A 19,461-nucleotide genomic window follows, 5' to 3' on the forward strand; every position below is an offset into this window, starting at 1 on the left:
GCCAACTTATAAAAATAATAATATTTGAGAAAACACCCATCAACTTAATTCGCAATTATTACAATTACCTATAACATGATTTATTCTTTATCAAGCATGGCCTATCAACGACCCACTCACCTCTTATTTCTCATTTATAGACATAAAACATCATATTTTTGCACTTTTTCGGTGCTAAAAAACCGCACCATTAACGAACAATGTTCTTTTTTAGTGCATATCTTACAATTAAAAAATATCAGACAAGCCAATAACCAAAGTCTCCTCGCAAGTATTTCGTCAAAAGTATTGTGAGGTAAAATAATTTTTACGCATGACTTACTTGGATAGCCTGTACCTTACATTTGATAGACCACAAAATAATGGTAAGATAACTGCGCCTGACAAACGTATGAATCCAGAAGCACTTGCGTCAAAAATTACTTAAACCAAGAACCAAGAACCAAGAACCAAGAACCAAGAACCAAGAACCAAGAACCAAGAACCAAGAACCAAGAACCACTATAGATAAATATAAGTCTAAAAAACACAATCACATCCACAAGTTGAAAACCCAATGATTTTGATGATCGATAATTACGACAGCTTTACGTACAATATCGTACAGTACTTCGGTGAATTACAGCAGGACATCACCGTCTGGCGTAATGATCAGGCTACCATTGAACAAATTCAAACCCTTGCACCAGACGTAATTGTCATTGGTCCTGGCCCATGTGATCCTGATCGAGCTGGCATCTCTTTAGCAGTGATTGAAACATTCAAAGGTATCATACCGATATTGGGCATTTGCTTGGGTCATCAGGCCATTGGACAAGCATTTGGTGGTCAAGTGGTCAAAGCTGGTGAAGTCATGCATGGTCGGCTATCAGCCGTCTACCATAACGGTCAAGGTGTGTTTACTGGATTGCCTAATCCATCACAAGTCACCCGTTACCACTCGCTCGTCATTGACAAATGCAGCCTGCCCGATTGTCTTGAGCTGACCGCATGGACACAGTATGCCGATGGCAGCATTGAGGAAATTATGGGCATCCGCCATAAAACTTTGGCCATCGAAGGGGTGCAATTCCATCCTGAGTCTATTTTGAGCGAGGCCGGTTATCAGTTGCTCAATAACTTTTTGCAAACACATAATTTGGCAGTACTGGCCTCGAACGAATTACCACAAGTCGGCTAAGTATCGTTAAAAAATAAATCTAAAATATCTATAATATTAAATTTGAAACCAACTTAATCTAAAACAAACTTATAAAAATAGTAAGAGAGAATATAATGAGTACAACAAAAATAGAGGGCAATCACACTCCAGATAGTATTGCTCAATTGTCTGATACAGATATTCATAAGTTATTGACGGCATCCTTAGAAAGAATTTTTCAACACATTGATTTAACCTTTGATGAGATGTATCAAGTGATGCTGATCATCATGCAAGGCAGATGTAGCGACGCCATGATGGGCGCTATTTTGACTGGCTTACGTATGAAAGGTGAATCAATCGATGAGATTACTGCATCGGCCAGTGCCATGCGTGCCTTGGCTTCTAATATCGAACCAAAGAACTGTGATCACTTAGTGGACATCGTTGGTACTGGTGGCGATGGCGCTAATTTATTCAACGTGTCTACCGCCTCTGCTCTTGTGGCAGCAGCGGCTGGCGCGCAAGTTGCCAAACACGGCAACCGCGGCGTGTCTAGCAAATCGGGTAGCTCAGACTTACTCGAACAAGCGGGTATTAGCCTTGCGCTCACACCTGAACAAGCACAAAACTGTATCGAAAACCAAAGTATCGGCTTTCTGTTCGCACCCAATCATCACAGTGCCATGCGCTATGCCATACCTGTGCGCCGCGAACTCAAAGCGCGTACGATTTTCAATATCTTAGGGCCATTAACCAATCCTGCTGGCACGCCCAATCTGGTCATTGGTGTTTTCACTGCCCAACTGTGTGAGCCTATCGCCAACGTCATGAAAAACTTGGGCGCCCGTCATGTAATGGTCGTGGGTGCAAAAGACGGCCTGGATGAAATTAGCCTTGCTACTTCCACTACGGTCGCTGAATTAAAAGATGGCGAGATATCTGTTTATGAGATGATGCCAGAAGATGCTGGCATTGAATCGCAGACACTGATCGGTCTCGATGTCGACTCTCCAGCGCAAAGTCTGGAGCTGATTCGCGCTGCACTATCTGGAGCCGATACTCATGACCGCTCTGTACTCAAAGCACGTGATATGATTGCGCTTAATGCAGGTGCGGCCATATATACGGCAGGACTTGCCAGCAACTACGCCAATGGTGTGAGCCGAGCGCAAAAAGCCATCCAAAATGGTGATGCATTGGCTAAACTTGAGTCTCTGGCCAACTACACACAGCAATTAGTGGCTCAGGGTTAACTTGTAAGCACTCATATGATGCAAACTTTGCCACCACTGTCTATAGACAAAGAAATCTAAAACGGATACAAGGCAGCCGACTGCAGATTGTACAAGTCGTACATCTAAGAAGGGTAATGCCGTAGCCGTTTAGTAGTTCTTTGACTATATTTACATTTAATATTATTCGGATACCAGTATGACCACAACTCACTCAGACATACCTTCAGTATTGCAGCGCATTGTCGCAACCAAAATAGAAGAAGTAAAAGCCGCGCGTGAGATGCTTTCTCTTGAGGATTTACAAGCGCAAGTCGCAGCTGATAATAAACCACGCCGAGGCTTTGCTGCTGCTTTACGAGCGGCCAGTACGAACAAAAACAGTGTCGGTATCATTGCTGAAATCAAAAAAGCATCACCATCTAAAGGCATCATCAATCATAACTTTGCACCGGCATTATTTGCCCAGCAATATGAGCAAGCTGGTGCCAGCTGTTTATCAGTATTAACTGATCGTGATTATTTTCAAGGTGATGATAGCTATCTTCTTCAAGCGGCTAATGCTGCAAGCCTACCAATATTGCGCAAAGACTTTATGGTGGATGTATACCAAATCTATCAATCTTATCTAATGGGTGCAGACTGTATACTACTTATCATGGCTTGCCTTGATGACACGCAAGTACATGAGCTGCACGCACTGAGTATTGAGTTAGGTATGGATGTATTGATAGAGATACATACCAAATCTGAGCTTGATCGTGCACTAACATTGCCACGCTCAGCACATAATATTTATGGCATTAATAATCGCGACTTAAATACTTTTGACGTCGATCTGCAAACCACATTAGATCTAAAAAATATTTTGATCGAAGCATTAGCGGTAGACAATACAACCCTTAAACCGCTTGTCGTCACCGAGAGTGGCATTCATAGCAGTGATGATATTCGTTTGATGTTAAGCCATGATATTCAGCACTTTTTAATTGGTGAGCAGTTTATGAAAACCGATCATCCTGGACAAGCGTTACAATCCTTACTTGCGGGCGTCGCAGCAGACGAGTAAAGTAACCAAAATAGCTTAGGCTACGATACGACTCGTAAGCTTATATCAATATAGAACCAGCGACGATATAGACTATCAAGTCATTCATTCATCAACCAACGATACATTAACTTTTATGTCAAATTCTCTGTTTTCAAAAGAAATGCAAGACCAACTTAAAGAGCTAAAAGGCCAACTAAGCAAAGGTCGTGATACCACTTCACCTGAAGGTGAGGATCAAAAGCCAACAGAACCTGTGTCATTACCCACGCAAAAGCAAGTAAATAAGACTGTTAAGCAAATGAACAGCGAACATGTTGATGATGATAAAGTACTGTTTATGCAAGCCATGCATGGTGTCAATCAGCTTGACGATAAAAACGTCCGCTCACCTGCAAACGCAGCAAAAGTGGGCAAACCTGATGCAACCACACTGTCTAAACGTGCAGCTGCTCAAGGTAGTGAAGCGAGTGACTTGGGTGCAGGCTTGTCAGATATGCAAGCACTGCTCAACCCTGTCGCTGCTGAAGCATTTTTATCGTACAAACAGCCAACCTTGCAAAACAAAATCTTTGATCAACTTAAGAAAGGAAAGCTACGTTGGTATGATGCTGTAGATATTCATGGTTGCACGATAGAAGAAGCTCGCGACGCCATGACGCAATTACTGAGTCAAGCGAAGCAGAAAAATGAAACGATGGTAAAAATAGTCCATGGCAAAGGCTCTGAGGCCATTCTAAAGACGTGTGTGAACGGTTGGTTACGTCAATTACCAGAAGTACTAGCATTTTGCTCTGCCCCGCCTAAAGATGGTGGTAATGGTGCAGTATTGGTATTGCTCAAAAAGCCTAAAGCTGATGGCGAATAGTCTGTATTGTTAGCCCAGTATTAGAAATAAAAAGGACTGCAAATAGCAGTCCTTTTTTATATAAATAAATCGTCTATTTCTATAGTAGCAAGCTGTAGACACACAGCTATACGACTGTCATGCACAATTTTTATTAGAGTGAATCTATCATGAGCATACAAACAATTGAAAGTATTGAAACACTAAATGAGCATATCACTGCTTTAATTGCTATCGAGCCAAGGTTTTCGCCTGTCCATAAGCAAGTTGGCACGCCAAGCCTTAGACACAATACAGGTGGGTTTGAGCAGCTGATGAGAGCAATGGTTGGTCAGCAGTTATCTGTCGCTGCCGCAGCCAGCATTTGGCAACGGTTGGTTGATGCAGGCTTGACGACACCGAATGCAATCATTGAGGCAACAGATGAGACTTTGCGAGCACAAGGACTGTCTAAACAAAAAACTCGTTATATTCGCTCATTGGTTGAGCACGATATAGACTTTAATACATTAGAAACTATGCTAGATGAAGATGTCATACTTACGCTAACCGGTGTCATTGGCATTGGTCGCTGGACGGCTGAGATGTACTTGTTGTTTTCTTTAAAACGCGCAGACGTATTCGCTGTCGATGACTTAGCCATCAAATTGGCTGCAATGGAGTTGCTAGGTTTAGCAGAGCGACCGACGCCGAAACAATTAAAGAACCTGACCCAAGACTGGTCACCACACCGTAGTGCTGCCAGCCTATTGCTATGGTCGTATTACGGTGCATTACGCAATAAAACTGCCGTGCCTTTATAAAGACCTAGTATTAAAAAAAGTGAGTAATGCCATCGTCTAAATCTTATTGATAACAAACTCTGTATTTAACACCATTACAAAGGTCTCTTTAATCTTTACTCTAAAATTGGTTCCATATAGAAAAGCTAGGTCTTTTTTTGACATGCTTAAACTTGCTTTTCTTTAATACATGGCTTTTATGTATGAGTCCTTTGAGCGTGTGGCTTTTCTTGCTTTTCAATGTTGCCTTCTTTTTTTCATTGAGGGCTTCATCGCTATTAGTACTTTCATTGCCTTTATCTTTATTTAAATCCACAGCATTATGGTCATCAGAACTGTCATTATCAGTATCTTTACTAGTTGATACCTCTTTTACCGATTCAATGGGGTTGTTTGCTTGATTATTGCTTTCTTGATTATGGTTTTGATCCTCATTATCAATGTGATCTTCTAGCTCGGCTTGATTGACGATAAGCTGCTGAGTCGGCAATGCATGTTCTACTTTATATTTCGCGACTTTCTTTAATACATCGATAAATAACGTATTTTGCTTGTCATAGAATTCAATAATTCCAGTAGCATTGACATAAGCCTGCAACTGAATGACATAGCAATCTTGACGCAGCTCTAAGATATTGACCTGATTCCACTCTGGGTTGGTTAAATCATGCTCTTTTATGAATTCATCCAAGTCGTTTACCATTTTGAAAATCACATCAAGATCAGCGGTACGCTTCAGATATAAATGATGGAAAAAACGAAACATATCACGAGAAGTAAAGTTTTCAATCTGCATCGATGAAAAGTCACCGTTCGGTACCGTCACGATCGTACGCGTCAATGTCCGCACACGCGATGAGCGAATACCAATATCAATCACCGTACCTTCATAAGTGCCAAATTTACAATAGTCACCGATTCTCACTGGCGAATCTGCTACGACGACGACACTACCAACTAAGTTTTCGATGGTCTTTTGCGCACCCAGTGCCAACGCCAAACCACCCACACCCAATGCAGCAATACCTGTGGTCAAATCAAAACCCAAATTACCAAAGATGACAATCACAGCAAATATCAGCAGCAGCGCTTTAACCACTTTGCGCATCAGCCCTAAGATTGAAACCCGCTCAGTATAGTTTTTCTTATAGCTCAAATTTACCGCACGAGTGAATATGGCATCGACGACTCGTAGTAGTAGCCATGTTATCGCCACCCACGAAGCTATTTCTGTAAATCGGTTGACTGGCTCGCGTAGCGTCACTGATACGCCAGCGTATACCATCACCTCAGACAGTATCAGTGCCATAATTACTACGGAAAGCGGCAATATCACTTTATCCGGTAATGGCAATGTCACACCGCGAACATGCGGATAAGTGATTCTCAATAGATGATACAACAGCCAAACCATGATGTAAGTCAATATAAAGCTACTGACGATCATGGCCAGCGCCGCGACCAAATCAGCCAACTGATAACCGAAAAGCTTTTTGCCGTCCAATGAATCAATAGTATAGCGAGACACCAAAGTGGGTTCAGTGTTCTCTATTACTTCCGGTATCGAGCTGAGCGTATCGCTTGAAAACTGCCAATACTTTTCATTTCTCTCAGACGTAACTTTTTCGAGTATCAGTGACACGCTTTTTTCACCAATATTAATCGCACCTACATTTTCTTGATTTGGTGGTAGCTGATCAGTGAGGTTACCCTCAGGCGTATTGCTCAGCTGCAAATCCGGCTGAAAACGGCCGCCTGCATCTAGCGCTTGCTTAAATTGCCGTACGATGGTCGTTGGGTTGTCAGACTTTGATAAATTTAGATAGTTACTCGCCAGCAGATAGTCATTTTCACCCAGTGCGCTGATAAACCCTTGCACCGTTTGCCTTGGTGTATCTCGTCCAAATGAGTCCGGTCGCGGTGATTTTTCTGACTCTTCACTGCTACTCTCACTAATACCCAATGAACTGGCTTCTGCCGCAAAAGTATGAGTTGGCCATAACAAACTCAACAGCAACACAAGTAAAAACACCATCGAGAGTAATGGTACTTTAATGATTGAGTATGGTGAAGATAACTCGGTGCTGGGAATCAGACGATACTTAGTAGACAAAACAAACCTCTTAACTTATGGATAGTACAACAGAGAACAATGAAATCCTGACTATGATAGCAATTATTTATCACAGCAGTGCTTTTGATTACGCATTTTTGTAGCTATCTATATCAATAAATGCCTAACGATATTGCTTACTAATTTAGTTCAAATCTCTCATGAATATCAGCCCATTTGAAAGCCGAAATGATTATCAAATGAATAATTAGCAACTAACCATGAAAGTTACTCATGTTAGCGTGAAGAAACATTAGGTTAAAGTGGTTTATAAAGTGGTGATTTTTATAGATAATGAGCATAGTTTTGCTCACTTATTGCTTTTTGTAATTTTTAACCATAGTAGCGTCAAAATGGTTATTTTTTATTTCTGTACTTCTTAATATGATTACTTTGGAATTGACTATGTTTTTACCACGTTCTTCTTCGACTGCCTATCTTCGCTTATGTATTCTGAGCGCACTTGGCGTATTTTCTTTGAATGCAACAGCAGCAACCGATTCTACTGTCGTAAGCAACAACGAAGTACCAGAAGTTGAACTCGATGAAATCGTTGTAACAGCTACCCGCACACCGACTAAGACCAGTAACATCATTGCTCAGACAAGGGTTATTGATAGCGAAGAATTACAGCGTTATCAAGGTCAAACCGTAATTGATGTACTAAAAAATCAATCCGGTATGAATATTGCTCAAAGTGGTGGTACAGGAACCGTCAGTAACTTTTATATGCGTGGCTATGATAGTAAGCAAGTCCTTGTAATCATTGATGGTATTCGCTACAGCTCTATTTCTACAGGCGCGCCTGCACTAAATCTATTATCTGCCGATCAAATCGACCGTATCGAAATTTTATATGGTGCATCAGGTTCTAGTATTTACGGCTCTGATGCGATGGGCGGTGTCATTCAAATATTCACTAAAGGCAATAACGTAGAACAATCTAACGTTTCAACGACCGTTGGTTATGGTAGCAATAATCATTACCAAGTAGGCATAACAGGTCAGCTTAAAAATGAGACTTCTTCATTGAGTTTAGGTGTGAGCCGCAACGAAACAGACGGTTTCAACGCGATTGCTAGTCCTAGTTCTTATGATTACAATGCTGATGATGATGGTTTTAAATCTACCAATGCCAGTCTAGCATTACAACATAAGATCTCAGACTCTCTAAGTGCTGGAATCAGTGCATTATATTCTGACTCTACAACGGATATTGACTCTGCAGGCAATGCTTTTCCAAATGCTTATTCAGATCAAAAAAATGGTAGCGCCAATGTTTTTATTCAACATCAAACACCATTAGCTGTCACTAAATTTAGCTATGGCCAAAGTATCGATAAATCCACTACTCATGATGCTAACTCTATTGATTATCAAGATGGCAGTCAATTCAATACCATTCAACAGCAGGCACGTTCAGAAACAAGTATTAATGCACAACCTGGTACCGTGATTATTGGCGCAGAATGGTTATCACAGAAATTAGATGCATCTGATGTTTTAGATTTTTCAGGTTATCCTGCCCCTGCCACTCAAACTGCTTACGATCCTGAAGATAGAACCGTTAAAAGTGGTTTCGTTGGCTATCAATTATCAGAAGATAATTATGACCTACAAGCCAATTATCGTGTCGATGACAATTCGCAATATGGCAATGAGAACACATATAACATAGGTGCTGCTATACGTCCATTAGATGGCTTGCGTATCGGTGCAAGCTATGCGACAGGATTTCGTGCGCCAACCTTCAACGATTTATACTACCCTGGTTACAGTAACCCAGACTTAAAGCCTGAGACCAGTAAAAATACGGAAGTGTTTGTAGAGTACAATAAAGGTAATCAAATTTCCCGTCTGACTGGCTATCATACTGACGTTGATGACTTGATTGGTGGTAATACCAACACGAGTGAGGCACAAATCAAAGGCTTAAGTTTGACTTCAGACTGGAGCGTTAGTTCGTTTGTATTTGGTTTGGGTTATGACTATCTAGAAGCTAAAGACAAAACCACCAATAGTGCTAACTATAACAACGACCTTGTATACCGCCCTCAAAATAGCAGTTTGATTTATCTTGGTTATCAGCAACCTGCTTTTGATGTGCGTTTAGAAGCTAAATATACTGATGAAAGATTCTCTGATGCTGCAAATACTACTAAGTTGGATGACTACACTCTACTAAACTTAAGCGGCGTCATCTATCTGACGACCAATCTTCGTGCTAACTTGCGCGTTGACAATATCACTGATGAAGATTACACACTATCTAATCAATTCGGTACAGAATACGCTACCGAAGGCACTAGCTATTTTGGCTCTTTAACCTATGATTGGTACTAAACTCATCGAAAATTGAGATCGTATTTATTGCAAGTAATAGAAAGGTCATCAATCGATGGCCTTTTTTTATGACTATAAAAACCTGAAATCAAACATAACACTGCTGTCTATTATTTCTATTAGCCAGTAGGTGACATTTTACCTGTCATCTATTACAATGACACCCTCCGAGAGGTGTTGCGCCATAATTACTGATTATTGCATCTAGGCTTCCAAGCCATGCTGATCAATCATTATGTTAGGCTCGGTTAACTGTCGAGTGTCTTATTTTTGGTCACTCACAGCGCAAACAACGGCACCTGCGTTTTTATTCTTTTTATCATAAATTAACCACTGATAGGAGCATATTATGGACGCAGTGTCTAACACCCCATCTGCCCATACGATCGATCCCTCTTTCACTGACTATAAAGTCGCTGACATTAGCCTTGCTGATTACGGCCGTCGTGAAATCACCCTTGCTGAAGCCGAAATGCCTGCCCTAATGGGTTTGCGTCGTCGCTACGAAGCAGATCAGCCGCTTAAAGGCGCTAAAATCGCTGGCTGTATCCACATGACCATCCAAACTGCCGTACTTATCGAGACACTAGTCGCGCTAGGTGCTGAAGTACGCTGGACCTCATGTAATATATTCTCAACTCAAGACCATGCTGCTGCTGCGATTGCTGCTGCTGGTATCTCTGTTTATGCTTGGAAAGGCGAAACAGAAGAAGAGTACGAGTGGTGCTTACGTCAACAAGTTCACGTTGGCGGCGAAGCGTCTGGCCAACTTTGGGATGCCAACCTAATTTTGGATGACGGCGGTGACTTAACTGCTTTGATTCATAATGATTATGCTGAGCTGCTTGATAGCATTCATGGTATCTCAGAAGAGACAACTACTGGTGTCCACCGTCTGGTTGAGATGCTTGCCAAAGGTACACTTAAAGTACCCGCAATCAACGTCAACGACGCCGTTACCAAGTCTAAAAACGACAACAAATACGGCTGCCGTCATAGCTTGAATGATGCTATCAAACGCGCTACCGACATGTTCCTTGCTGGTCGCCGCGCTTTGGTTATCGGTTATGGCGATGTAGGCAAAGGCTCTACGCAAAGCTTACGTCAAGAAGGTATGATCGTACGTGTATCAGAAGTTGATCCTATCTGTGCCATGCAGGCATGTATGGACGGCTTTGAAGTATTATCACCTTACATTAATGGTGATAACACTGGCGGCGCAGAAAACATTAACACGCGTCTGCTAGAAGATACCGATATGATCGTTACCACCACTGGTAACTACCATGTTTGTGATCGTCATATGCTAGCAGCACTGAAACCTGGTGCAGTCGTTTGTAACATTGGTCACTTCGATACCGAAATTGACACCCAATTCATGCGTGATAACTGGCGCTGGGTTGAGATCAAGCCACAAGTGCATCAAATCTTCCGCTCAGATGATGAGAACGATTATTTGATCTTGCTTGCTGAAGGTCGTCTAGTGAACCTAGGTAATGCGACTGGTCACCCATCACGCGTGATGGACGGCTCATTTGCTAACCAAGTATTGGCTCAAATGTATTTGTTCGAAGAAAAATTCGCTGAGCTACCAGCAGACAAGCGTACTGATAACTTATACGTAAAAGTATTGCCTAAGAAGTTAGACGAAGAAGTAGCCGCTGCGATGGTTGCAGGCTTTAATGGTACTTTAACCAAGCTGACTGAAAAGCAAGCTGAATACTTAGGTGTATCAGTCGAAGGCCCATTCAAGCCTGACGCTTATAAATACTAAAAGGAGCCAGACTGTGAGTAAGCCTGCGTTCTCTTTTGAGTTCTTCCCTGCAAAAACAGAGCAGGGACACGAAAAGCTACTGAGTACTTATGATGAGCTAAACAAGCTGTCACCGAGTTATTTTTCGGTGACCTATGGCGCTGGTGGTTCCACCCGCAGTCGCACCTTGGATATTGTGCAAGCATTATGCACACGTGGTGATACTGGTGTTGCTCCGCATATGTCCTGTATTGGCGATGATAAAAGCGAAATCGCTGAACTATTGACACATTACAAGAGTTTAGGCATCAATCGTATTGTCGCGCTTCGTGGTGACTTACCGTCAGGTCAAGTTGGTATGGGTGAGCTGCCGTTTGCGTTAGACTTGGTCAAGTTTATCCGCGAACATTCAGGTGATCACTTTCGTATCGAAGTAGCCGCTTATCCAGAGATGCATCCACAAGCCCGTAGCTTCGATTCTGATATCGACAACTTGGTCAATAAGTTTCAAGCTGGTGCGGATGCAGCGATTACCCAGTTCTTCTATAATGCTGATAGCTATCTATACTTGCGCGACACCCTAGAAAAGCGCGGTGTTGATACGGTTGCTAAGCCATTGGTTGCTGGCATCATGCCAATTACCAATTCTAGCAATCTGATGCGTTTTGCTGATAGCTGTGGCGCTGACATTCCACGTTATGTACGTAAGCAATTGGCAGATTTTGGTGATGACCGCAAGGCCATCCGTGAATTTGGCTTTGATGTGGTGTATCGCTTATGTGAGCGTCTCATTAGCGAAGGTGTACCTGCCATGCATTTTTATAGCATGAACAAGGTTGAGCCAAACAAACGTTTGGTTGAAGAACTAGGGTTAACCACGTAAATTATTATTCAATTTACTGCATAATAACTGGCGTTCTTCGGAGCGCCAGTTTTTTTTGGTAATGACTTTTTGAGATTATTAGAGACAATCAGAAATAATTAATATTTCTTACAATAAAAATTATACTAATAAGCATTATGCTAAATGTACTAACAGCAATAACTTCACCTACTTTGACGATATTCTGCTAAGATATTTAAAAAACTTATTATTTAAACTATAGGACTAAGCAACTGTGCGACGTTTTTTTTATGCTACTAGCAATGACACCAATAATGCAGAAAATACAACTTACTCTCGACTTAGCACTTTATCTATAGGTGCCAATGTCGAACTTACAGAAAATATTGTTCATCATTGGTGCCGCGTATTACGGGCAAATGTTGGCGATCAAGGTGTTTTATTCGATGGGTTTGGCGGTGAGTATCAAGTACAGTTACAGACCATTAGTAAAAAGCATGCCACTGTCACTCTATTGGCTCATATAGAGGATGATCGTAGCGCATCAGTACTCACTAAAATTGGTCTGGTAATGAGTCGCGGTGAACGCATGGATTATGCGATTCAGAAGTCAACCGAGCTGGGTGTAACAGCTATTCAGTTACTAAGTAGCCATCACGGTGAGGTAAACCTAAAGCCTGCACAAGTTGAGAAGAAACTGGCACATTGGCAGCAAGTAGCTATTGCAGCCTGCGAGCAATGCGGCCTCAATCGTCCACCGCTCATTCTCGCACCTATCTCTATCCATGACTGGTTAGCCAAAGTAGCAGATAACAATCAAGAGACGGTAGTCAGCCCTATAGTAACCACACTCAGTCAAGACGCCTATTATCATCGGCTACAGCAGCCAGCTGACTTACGTATGCAGTTGAGCGTGCCAGCATTAGGACAGCCCGCGATGCCTGAATTGTTACCAGTCACCCTAAAACAGTCGACACCTTATATTGAACTATTAATTGGCCCTGAGGGCGGGCTCAGCGACGATGAATGTCAGCAAGCATCAGAGCTCGGCTTTCATCCTTGGCAAATTGGCCCGAGAGTATTACGTACCGAAACCGCCCCGGTAGTTGCATTGGCGACCTTACATGCTTTGAGTCATTAGTTATCAAAAGGCCATGTATGTAACCTTATTTATTCTTCCACTTTAATGTTATGGGTCCGATTATGACTAATGCCGCCACTATGCCAATCGCAGACAAGCAACAGTTGCTGGCTCAGTTATGCGAACAACTTGATGACTCTATATTCATCTTAGATGCCAATTTGCGCTATTTATCGGTCAATGCCTGTTACGAGATGACTATTGGTTATACCGAGTCATTTTTACTTGGGCGACCGCTTGGTATCTACGCGGCAGAATTTTTATCTAAAGAAGAAAGAGATATTTTAGCGGATATCACTAGTCATCTAGATACTAATGGTTTTTACGAAAATGATTTTTCGATGGCCAATCGCTATGGGGAGATCGTTGATTGTCATATTACTTATCGCAAACTCTATGTCGAACAGACTGTTTACTATGTTGGTATGCTGCGTGATACCTCTTCTGCCATCAAAGACAAAAAACAATTGGTTCATTTGCTCAATTATGACCAAGTGACAGGCCTGCCAAACCGTAAAGTATTTTTGAGTCAAGTCAGTGACTTGCTATTAGACAGTTATCAAGAAGTTGTTATTGTACGTTTGAATATCGACCGTTATCGCAGCCTTGCAAGCTTACTAGGCCCTGATGGCATAAATGCTTTGATTAACAGTTTTGTCAAACGCGTCAAAAAACTCAAACTCGATAATTTGCATTGTTTTTCGCATTTTGGTGGTGATGATTTTGCCTTATTATTCGAATGCCCTAATGCTAATATCATTCGTCACCAGCTAGACAGCTTAATGCAAATGTGTGAACGGCCCTTTTCTCCAGATAAATCAGAAGCAAAGATATATTGTCACGTATCCATTGGTGTTAGTTACTTTCCTAAAGATGGTGAAGGATTGACAGGGCTGTTGACCAAAGCCGAAAAAGCGCTGCATTATGTCAAGAATCAGGGTGGTGATGATATCTGCTGGTATGACACCGCTATTGATGAAGCCACCACTGATAGTTGGCAGTTAGAGGCTGAACTCAGAGTCGCCGCCTCTGAAGGTCAGTTTATTCCTTACTATCAGCCAAAATTTGAATTAGCGACAGGCGCTATTACTGGTTTTGAGGCATTGGTACGCTGGCAACATCCGACTCGTGGACTGTTGAGCCCAGTACACTTTATCGATGCCATTATCGCTCATAAGCTATCATTTGAGCTATTCTCACAAATGGCCATTCAAATTGCCAAGCAGCTGTCGATTTGGCAAAAACAAGGCTTTCTTCAGCATATCTGTATCAATGCGGACGCCGCGGAATTTAGCCATCCTAATTTTTCTGAGATGGTAAGCAACCTCCTTACACAGCACGATATTTCTACGCATCAATTGCATATTGAAGTGACAGAGTCTTCTCTCATTCAGCGCCATAGCAACGTTAAAAAGCAACTGGAGTTACTCAAAGAGTTGGGAATCTGTCTGGCCTTAGATGATTTTGGCACCGGTTATGCCTCGTTAAGTTACTTACAAGAGTATCCGTTTGATTTTATTAAAATCGATAAGAGCTTTATCTCTAATATTGAAAATAATCCTACCCAACATGCGATTGTCAAGGCTATTTTAGATTTGGGCAACGCCCTTAATATGCAGGTCATCGCTGAAGGTATCGAAACCGAGGAGCAGCGTGACGTACTATTTGCAATGGGATGTAAGCAAGGTCAAGGCTATTGGCTGAGCAGACCCGTGCCAGCTGACTCTGCAACCAATATGTTAATTCAGCAGTACAGTGTGGTATAACCCAACCTGATTGAGCGTCACTTACTTAGTATCACTAATAATTTCATGTGGTTATTCGTCTTTATCTTGAACGCCTAGCTTCGATTACACAACGGATGCAAGGCAGGTTCATGACTTATCAGTCCTGTCACCAAACTTGTATAATCTTCTGTGAAAGCCTATCTTTTATAGTGAATTTGTTAGGTCTTATTCAGCCTCAAGCCGACTCTAACAATCACCACTCTTTTCAATACGATTTTATGTAATCGATAACTTAGTCAATCTGTATTACAGCCTAGCATTTATTTAGGATGTTCAGATTAAAGTGACCAGGACTTTTGTGCTATCTAATAGTGCAGCGACCTACCTACTCTTGACGATTATTGATTATATTCCAAAAAGGACAGGAAGTTATGCAATATAAAGCGCCCTTACGTGATATTCAATTCGTAATGCATGAGTTACTTGATAGCGAAAGCCACTATAAAACTTTACCTGCGTTTCAGGAAGCTGACCGTGAATTGATGGATAGCCTGTTCGAAATGGCTGCAAGCTTCGCTGAAAATGAGCTATCACCATTGAATCAAAGCGGTGATGCTGAAGGCTGTCATTTTGATAATGGTGTTGTTACCACGCCAAAAGGTTTTAAAGAAGCGTACAAAGCGTTCTGTGAGCTTGGCTTCCCTGCTTTGTCTGCTGAAGAAGAGTTCGGTGGTCAAAACATGCCTTTTTCATTATCAACGGTTATCAATGAAATGGTTGGTACGGCCAACTGGTCATTCTCTATGTACCCCGGCCTATCACATGGTGCTATTCAAACCATCGAACACCATGGTACTGATGCACAGAAACAAACCTATCTCGAAAAAATGATCAGTGGCGAATGGTCAGGTACGATGTGTCTGACTGAAGCGCATGCGGGTTCTGATTTGGGTATTATCCGTACTAAAGCTGAGCCTAAAGAAGATGGCAGCTATAGCATTACTGGTCAAAAAATCTTTATCTCTGCCGGCGAGCATGATTTAACTGACAACATTATCCACATTGTATTAGCGCGCCTACCAGGCGCACCTGCTGGCACAAAAGGTATCTCATTGTTTATCGTCCCTAAAATGACGGTCAATGAAGATGGTAGCGTTGGTGAAAGCAACAATGTCGTTTGTGGTTCTATCGAGCATAAAATGGGCATTAAAGCCTCTGCCACTTGTGTCATCAACTTCGATGGTGCAACAGGTTACCTAATTGGCCCAGAAAACCGCGGCCTACAGTGCATGTTCACCTTTATGAACGTTGCCCGTATCGGTACTGCTGTTCAAGGTCTAACAGCTGCTGAGTATGCGTTCCAAGGTTCACTAACCTATGCAAAAGATCGTCTGGCCATGCGCTCTTTATCAGGCACTAAAGCACCAGAAAAAGTAGCTGACCCGATCATTGTGCATCCAGCGGTTCGCAACATGCTATTGACTGAAAAAGCCTTTGCTGAAGGCGGCCGTGCATTGGTTTATTACCTCTCGCATTTTGCAGATATCGTCGCAAAAGGCGAAGGCGAAGAGCTTAAATTTGCTGATCAAATGCTGTCGCTATTGACACCAATTGCCAAAGCATTCTTGACCGAAACTGGTTTAGAAGCCGCCAATCATGGTATACAGATTTATGGTGGTCACGGCTTTGTGAGCGAATGGGGTATGGAGCAAAACGTCCGTGATACTCGTATCGCTTGTCTATACGAAGGGACGACTGAGATCCAAGCACTTGATTTATTAGGTCGTAAAGTATTGGGCTCACAAGGCAAACTACTTGGCAACTTTGTCAATATCATTCAACAGTTCTGTGAAGATAACAAAGAAAATGACGAGATGGGTCAATTTGTTCGTCCACTTGTCAAGCACCTTAAAGAATGGGGTGATCTAACGGCACGTATCGGCATGCAAGCGACTGAAAACCCTGAAGCAGTAGGCGGTGCAGCGGTTGATTACATGTACTTCAGTGGCTATGTCACACTAGCTTACTTATGGGCTCGTATGGCACTAGTTGCACAAACTGCTATTGCAGACGGTACTAGCGAAGCCGCATTCTATGATGCCAAAGTAAAAACCGCACAATTCTACTTTGCTAAATTATTGCCACGTACTACCACTCACGTACAGCGTATCAGCACTGGTGTTGAGCCATACATGAGCATGGACGTCGATCAATTTGCTTTTTAATTGAAGACTTTATAAATTAGCTAAGATACATGATCGGCAACATACCACGGTATGTTGCCGATTTATTTTGTGCCACTGTTCGTCGCTTTAGTGCTTTAGTATCTTATATCAACAACGGCCTTCGCCCTTGAGAGGTAGTTCAGCATCACAATAGTCGCTACTAACTTTTGGTGCACGCACGATTCACGAAGAAATACACCCGCGCGCAAGCTTATTTGTTAAACTTTAATTATTAATCGCTCAGGTTACATTAGAAAAACAACCTATAACTTTAATACTCTTAACTCTACTCATTTGAACCAAAGGAATGTTTATGGCTGTCTATAATGCCCCTCTTAACGACATGCGCTTTATCTTAAATGATGTGTTTAATGCGCCTAAATTTTGGCAAAATAACGAAAACTTAGCTCATGTTGATATAGAAACTGTCGATATGATTTTGGAAGAAATGGCAAAACTGTCAAAAAATATTCTGTTGCCTATCAACCGCAGTGGTGATGAAGAAGGCGCAACCTTTCATGGTAACGGCGTCGTTACTACCCCAACTGGATTCAAAGAAGCTTATAAGCAATTTGCTGAATCAGGCTGGGTTGGTCTAAGTGGTAACGCTGAGTACGGCGGTCAAGGCTTTCCAAAAATGGTCACCATGTTGACTGAAGAAATGGTTTTCACTGCAAACCAATCGTTTGCACTGTATCCAAATCTGACAGTCGGTGCGACGCTTTGCTTGAACGCTGCTGGCTCTGAAGAGCAAAAACAGACTTACCTCGAAAAAATGTACAACGGTGAATGGTCAGGTACTATGTGTTTGACTGAGCCGCATGCCGGTACGGATTTGGGTATCATCAAAACCAAAGCAGTACCTAATGATGATGGTAGCTTTGATATCTCTGGTACCAAAATCTTTATCACTGGTGGTGAGCATGATCTGACTGACAATATTATTCATTTAGTATTGGCAAAAACACCTAATGCGCCAGAAGGTTCAAAAGGTATTTCATTGTTTGTGGTACCAAAATTCTTGGTCAACGAAGATGGCAGCTTAGGCGAGCGCAACACATTAGCAGTGGGTTCTATCGAACATAAAATGGGCATCAAGGCATCAGCCACTTGTGTGATGAACTTTGACAACGCTAAAGGTTGGATGGTTGGCGCAGAAAATACAGGCCTATCTTCAATGTTCATTATGATGAACTATGAGCGTGTCACGATGGGTCTACAAGGCCTTGGTGGTTCTGAGCTTGCCTATCAAAATGCCGCTTTATACGCCAATGATCGTGGTCAAGGCCGTAGCGATACGCAACTACAAAGCCCAGAAAAACCAGCTGATGCTATCATTCATCATGCTGACGTACGCCGTATGCTACTGAATGCTAAAGCGAATACCGAAGCCTCTCGTTGTTTTGCCATGTACGTTGCGAAAAACCTTGATGAAGAGAAATTTAGTACAGATCCTGAGTTGGCAAAAGCGGCGGCTGCCCGTGTTGCCCTACTCACGCCAGTAGCCAAAGCGTTTTTGACCGATAAAGCGTTAGAAGCTACTGTTGATTGCCAGCAAGTATTTGGTGGTCATGGCTATATCCGCGAATGGGGTATGGAGCAAATTGTACGTGATACTCGTATTGCACAGATTTATGAAGGTACCAACGGTATTCAAGCGCTTGATTTATTAGGCCGTAAAGTTGCTCGTAATAACGGCAAATATGTCACAAATTTCTTGGGTGAAATCCGTGACTTTATCGGCAACATGCAAGCAGATCATGGCATCAAACAAGCCACATTAGATGCTGCAGATACGATCGAAGCATTGACTCAGACTGTGCTTGGTAATATTGGCGAGCGTAAAAATGAAGTCAATGGCTGTGCCGTTGATTATATGCATGCCTTTGGCTACCTAGCATATTCGTACATGTTTGCACTGATGGTCGAAGCGGCCAATGGCAAAGAAGGTGATTTTTATACCAACAAAGCAAAGCTTGCTGATTACTTTGTCGGTCGTATATTGCCACGTATCGAGTCACATGCACAGATGGTACAAGCTGGTAGTGATCCGATGATGAACTTTGATCTTGATTACTTTAATGTACCTGCTAGCTAAGTAATTATCATATAAAACACTCTTAAAAAAGGACAGCCACATTGAGCTGTCCTTTTTTGTGCCAAAATGATTCTCATCATAATTACTAACAAAATAAGTGACTATCAATGAATGGTTCAGATTAAAATGACGTACAATAAAGCGTTATTTTAACCAAATAAAGA

Annotated in this window: 13 protein-coding genes; 12 read left to right on the forward strand and 1 reads right to left on the reverse strand. The window is 42.1% G+C overall.

The features are described 5' to 3' along the window. The first annotated feature begins 556 nt into the window (after positions 1 to 556). The 5 genes from AAEY75_RS09575 to AAEY75_RS09595 all read left to right on the forward strand — a co-directional run bounded on the left by AAEY75_RS09575 (position 557) and on the right by AAEY75_RS09595 (position 5,074). The gene (locus AAEY75_RS09575) at positions 557 to 1,180 is read left to right on the forward strand and encodes an anthranilate synthase component II (RefSeq protein ID WP_197217368.1); all 624 of its coding nucleotides are present in this window, start codon (positions 557 to 559) and stop codon (positions 1,178 to 1,180) included. 95 nt (positions 1,181 to 1,275) lie between these two features. Then, the gene (gene trpD, locus AAEY75_RS09580) at positions 1,276 to 2,397 is read left to right on the forward strand and encodes an anthranilate phosphoribosyltransferase (protein ID WP_197217370.1); all 1,122 of its coding nucleotides are present in this window, start codon (positions 1,276 to 1,278) and stop codon (positions 2,395 to 2,397) included. A 178-nt stretch (positions 2,398 to 2,575) separates the two neighbouring features. Next, complete coding sequence (trpC, locus tag AAEY75_RS09585) at positions 2,576 to 3,445, forward strand: indole-3-glycerol phosphate synthase TrpC (RefSeq protein WP_197217371.1); 870 nt, start codon at positions 2,576 to 2,578, stop codon at positions 3,443 to 3,445. A gap of 115 nt (positions 3,446 to 3,560) precedes the next feature. Beyond that, complete coding sequence (locus tag AAEY75_RS09590; protein ID WP_197217373.1) at positions 3,561 to 4,292, forward strand: Smr/MutS family protein; 732 nt, start codon at positions 3,561 to 3,563, stop codon at positions 4,290 to 4,292. 149 nt (positions 4,293 to 4,441) lie between these two features. Further along, entirely contained in the window at positions 4,442 to 5,074 is a 633-nt protein-coding gene (locus tag AAEY75_RS09595; protein ID WP_352259467.1) for a DNA-3-methyladenine glycosylase family protein, read from the forward strand. Between the two features lie 100 nt (positions 5,075 to 5,174). Here the strand turns inward: AAEY75_RS09595 and AAEY75_RS09600 are convergent, their stop codons facing one another. After that, on the reverse strand, positions 5,175 to 7,166 hold the full coding sequence (locus AAEY75_RS09600; RefSeq protein WP_352259468.1) for a mechanosensitive ion channel family protein: 1,992 nt from the start codon (positions 7,164 to 7,166) through the stop codon (positions 5,175 to 5,177). A gap of 405 nt (positions 7,167 to 7,571) precedes the next feature. Here AAEY75_RS09600 and AAEY75_RS09605 point away from each other — a divergent pair, with 405 nt between their 5' ends. The 7 genes from AAEY75_RS09605 to AAEY75_RS09635 all read left to right on the forward strand — a co-directional run bounded on the left by AAEY75_RS09605 (position 7,572) and on the right by AAEY75_RS09635 (position 19,297). Beyond that, positions 7,572 to 9,509, forward strand: coding sequence for a TonB-dependent receptor (locus tag AAEY75_RS09605; RefSeq protein ID WP_201551120.1), 1,938 nt, complete (start codon positions 7,572 to 7,574; stop codon positions 9,507 to 9,509). A 349-nt stretch (positions 9,510 to 9,858) separates the two neighbouring features. After that, positions 9,859 to 11,283 (forward strand): adenosylhomocysteinase, encoded by a 1,425-nt coding sequence (ahcY, locus tag AAEY75_RS09610; RefSeq protein WP_194196629.1) that lies wholly within the window; start codon positions 9,859 to 9,861, stop codon positions 11,281 to 11,283. Positions 11,284 to 11,296: 13 nt separating this feature from the next. Then, positions 11,297 to 12,145: a methylenetetrahydrofolate reductase [NAD(P)H] gene (metF, locus tag AAEY75_RS09615; RefSeq protein ID WP_110923817.1), complete on the forward strand. Its 849-nt coding sequence runs from the start codon at positions 11,297 to 11,299 to the stop codon at positions 12,143 to 12,145. 235 nt (positions 12,146 to 12,380) lie between these two features. Then, positions 12,381 to 13,247, forward strand: a complete 867-nt coding sequence (locus AAEY75_RS09620; RefSeq protein ID WP_352259469.1) for a 16S rRNA (uracil(1498)-N(3))-methyltransferase — start codon at positions 12,381 to 12,383, stop codon at positions 13,245 to 13,247. A 62-nt stretch (positions 13,248 to 13,309) separates the two neighbouring features. Then, positions 13,310 to 15,013 (forward strand): putative bifunctional diguanylate cyclase/phosphodiesterase, encoded by a 1,704-nt coding sequence (locus tag AAEY75_RS09625; protein WP_352259470.1) that lies wholly within the window; start codon positions 13,310 to 13,312, stop codon positions 15,011 to 15,013. A 392-nt stretch (positions 15,014 to 15,405) separates the two neighbouring features. Then, entirely contained in the window at positions 15,406 to 17,199 is a 1,794-nt protein-coding gene (locus AAEY75_RS09630; RefSeq protein WP_110923814.1) for an acyl-CoA dehydrogenase C-terminal domain-containing protein, read from the forward strand. Positions 17,200 to 17,512: 313 nt separating this feature from the next. Continuing rightward, positions 17,513 to 19,297, forward strand: a complete 1,785-nt coding sequence (locus AAEY75_RS09635) for an acyl-CoA dehydrogenase C-terminal domain-containing protein (RefSeq protein WP_352259471.1) — start codon at positions 17,513 to 17,515, stop codon at positions 19,295 to 19,297. The last annotated feature ends 164 nt before the right edge of the window (positions 19,298 to 19,461 follow it).

The sequence above is a fragment of the Psychrobacter sp. TB55-MNA-CIBAN-0194 genome (assembly GCF_040309505.1).
GTDB classification, from domain to species: Bacteria; Pseudomonadota; Gammaproteobacteria; order Pseudomonadales; family Moraxellaceae; genus Psychrobacter; species Psychrobacter fozii.

Bases quoted from the DNA above. Each gene is read 5' to 3' on its own strand.
- trpD (WP_197217370.1), top strand. From the start codon at position 1,276: ATGAGTACAACAAAAATAGAGGGCAATCACACTCCAGATAGTATTGCT.
- AAEY75_RS09590 (WP_197217373.1), top strand. From the start codon at position 3,561: ATGTCAAATTCTCTGTTTTCAAAAGAAATGCAAGACCAACTTAAAGAG.
- AAEY75_RS09630 (WP_110923814.1), top strand. From the start codon at position 15,406: ATGCAATATAAAGCGCCCTTACGTGATATTCAATTCGTAATGCATGAG.
- AAEY75_RS09575 (WP_197217368.1), top strand. From the start codon at position 557: ATGATTTTGATGATCGATAATTACGACAGCTTTACGTACAATATCGTA.
- AAEY75_RS09605 (WP_201551120.1), top strand. From the start codon at position 7,572: ATGTTTTTACCACGTTCTTCTTCGACTGCCTATCTTCGCTTATGTATT.
- trpC (WP_197217371.1), top strand. From the start codon at position 2,576: ATGACCACAACTCACTCAGACATACCTTCAGTATTGCAGCGCATTGTC.
- AAEY75_RS09625 (WP_352259470.1), top strand. From the start codon at position 13,310: ATGACTAATGCCGCCACTATGCCAATCGCAGACAAGCAACAGTTGCTG.
- ahcY (WP_194196629.1), top strand. From the start codon at position 9,859: ATGGACGCAGTGTCTAACACCCCATCTGCCCATACGATCGATCCCTCT.
- AAEY75_RS09635 (WP_352259471.1), top strand. From the start codon at position 17,513: ATGGCTGTCTATAATGCCCCTCTTAACGACATGCGCTTTATCTTAAAT.
- AAEY75_RS09595 (WP_352259467.1), top strand. From the start codon at position 4,442: ATGAGCATACAAACAATTGAAAGTATTGAAACACTAAATGAGCATATC.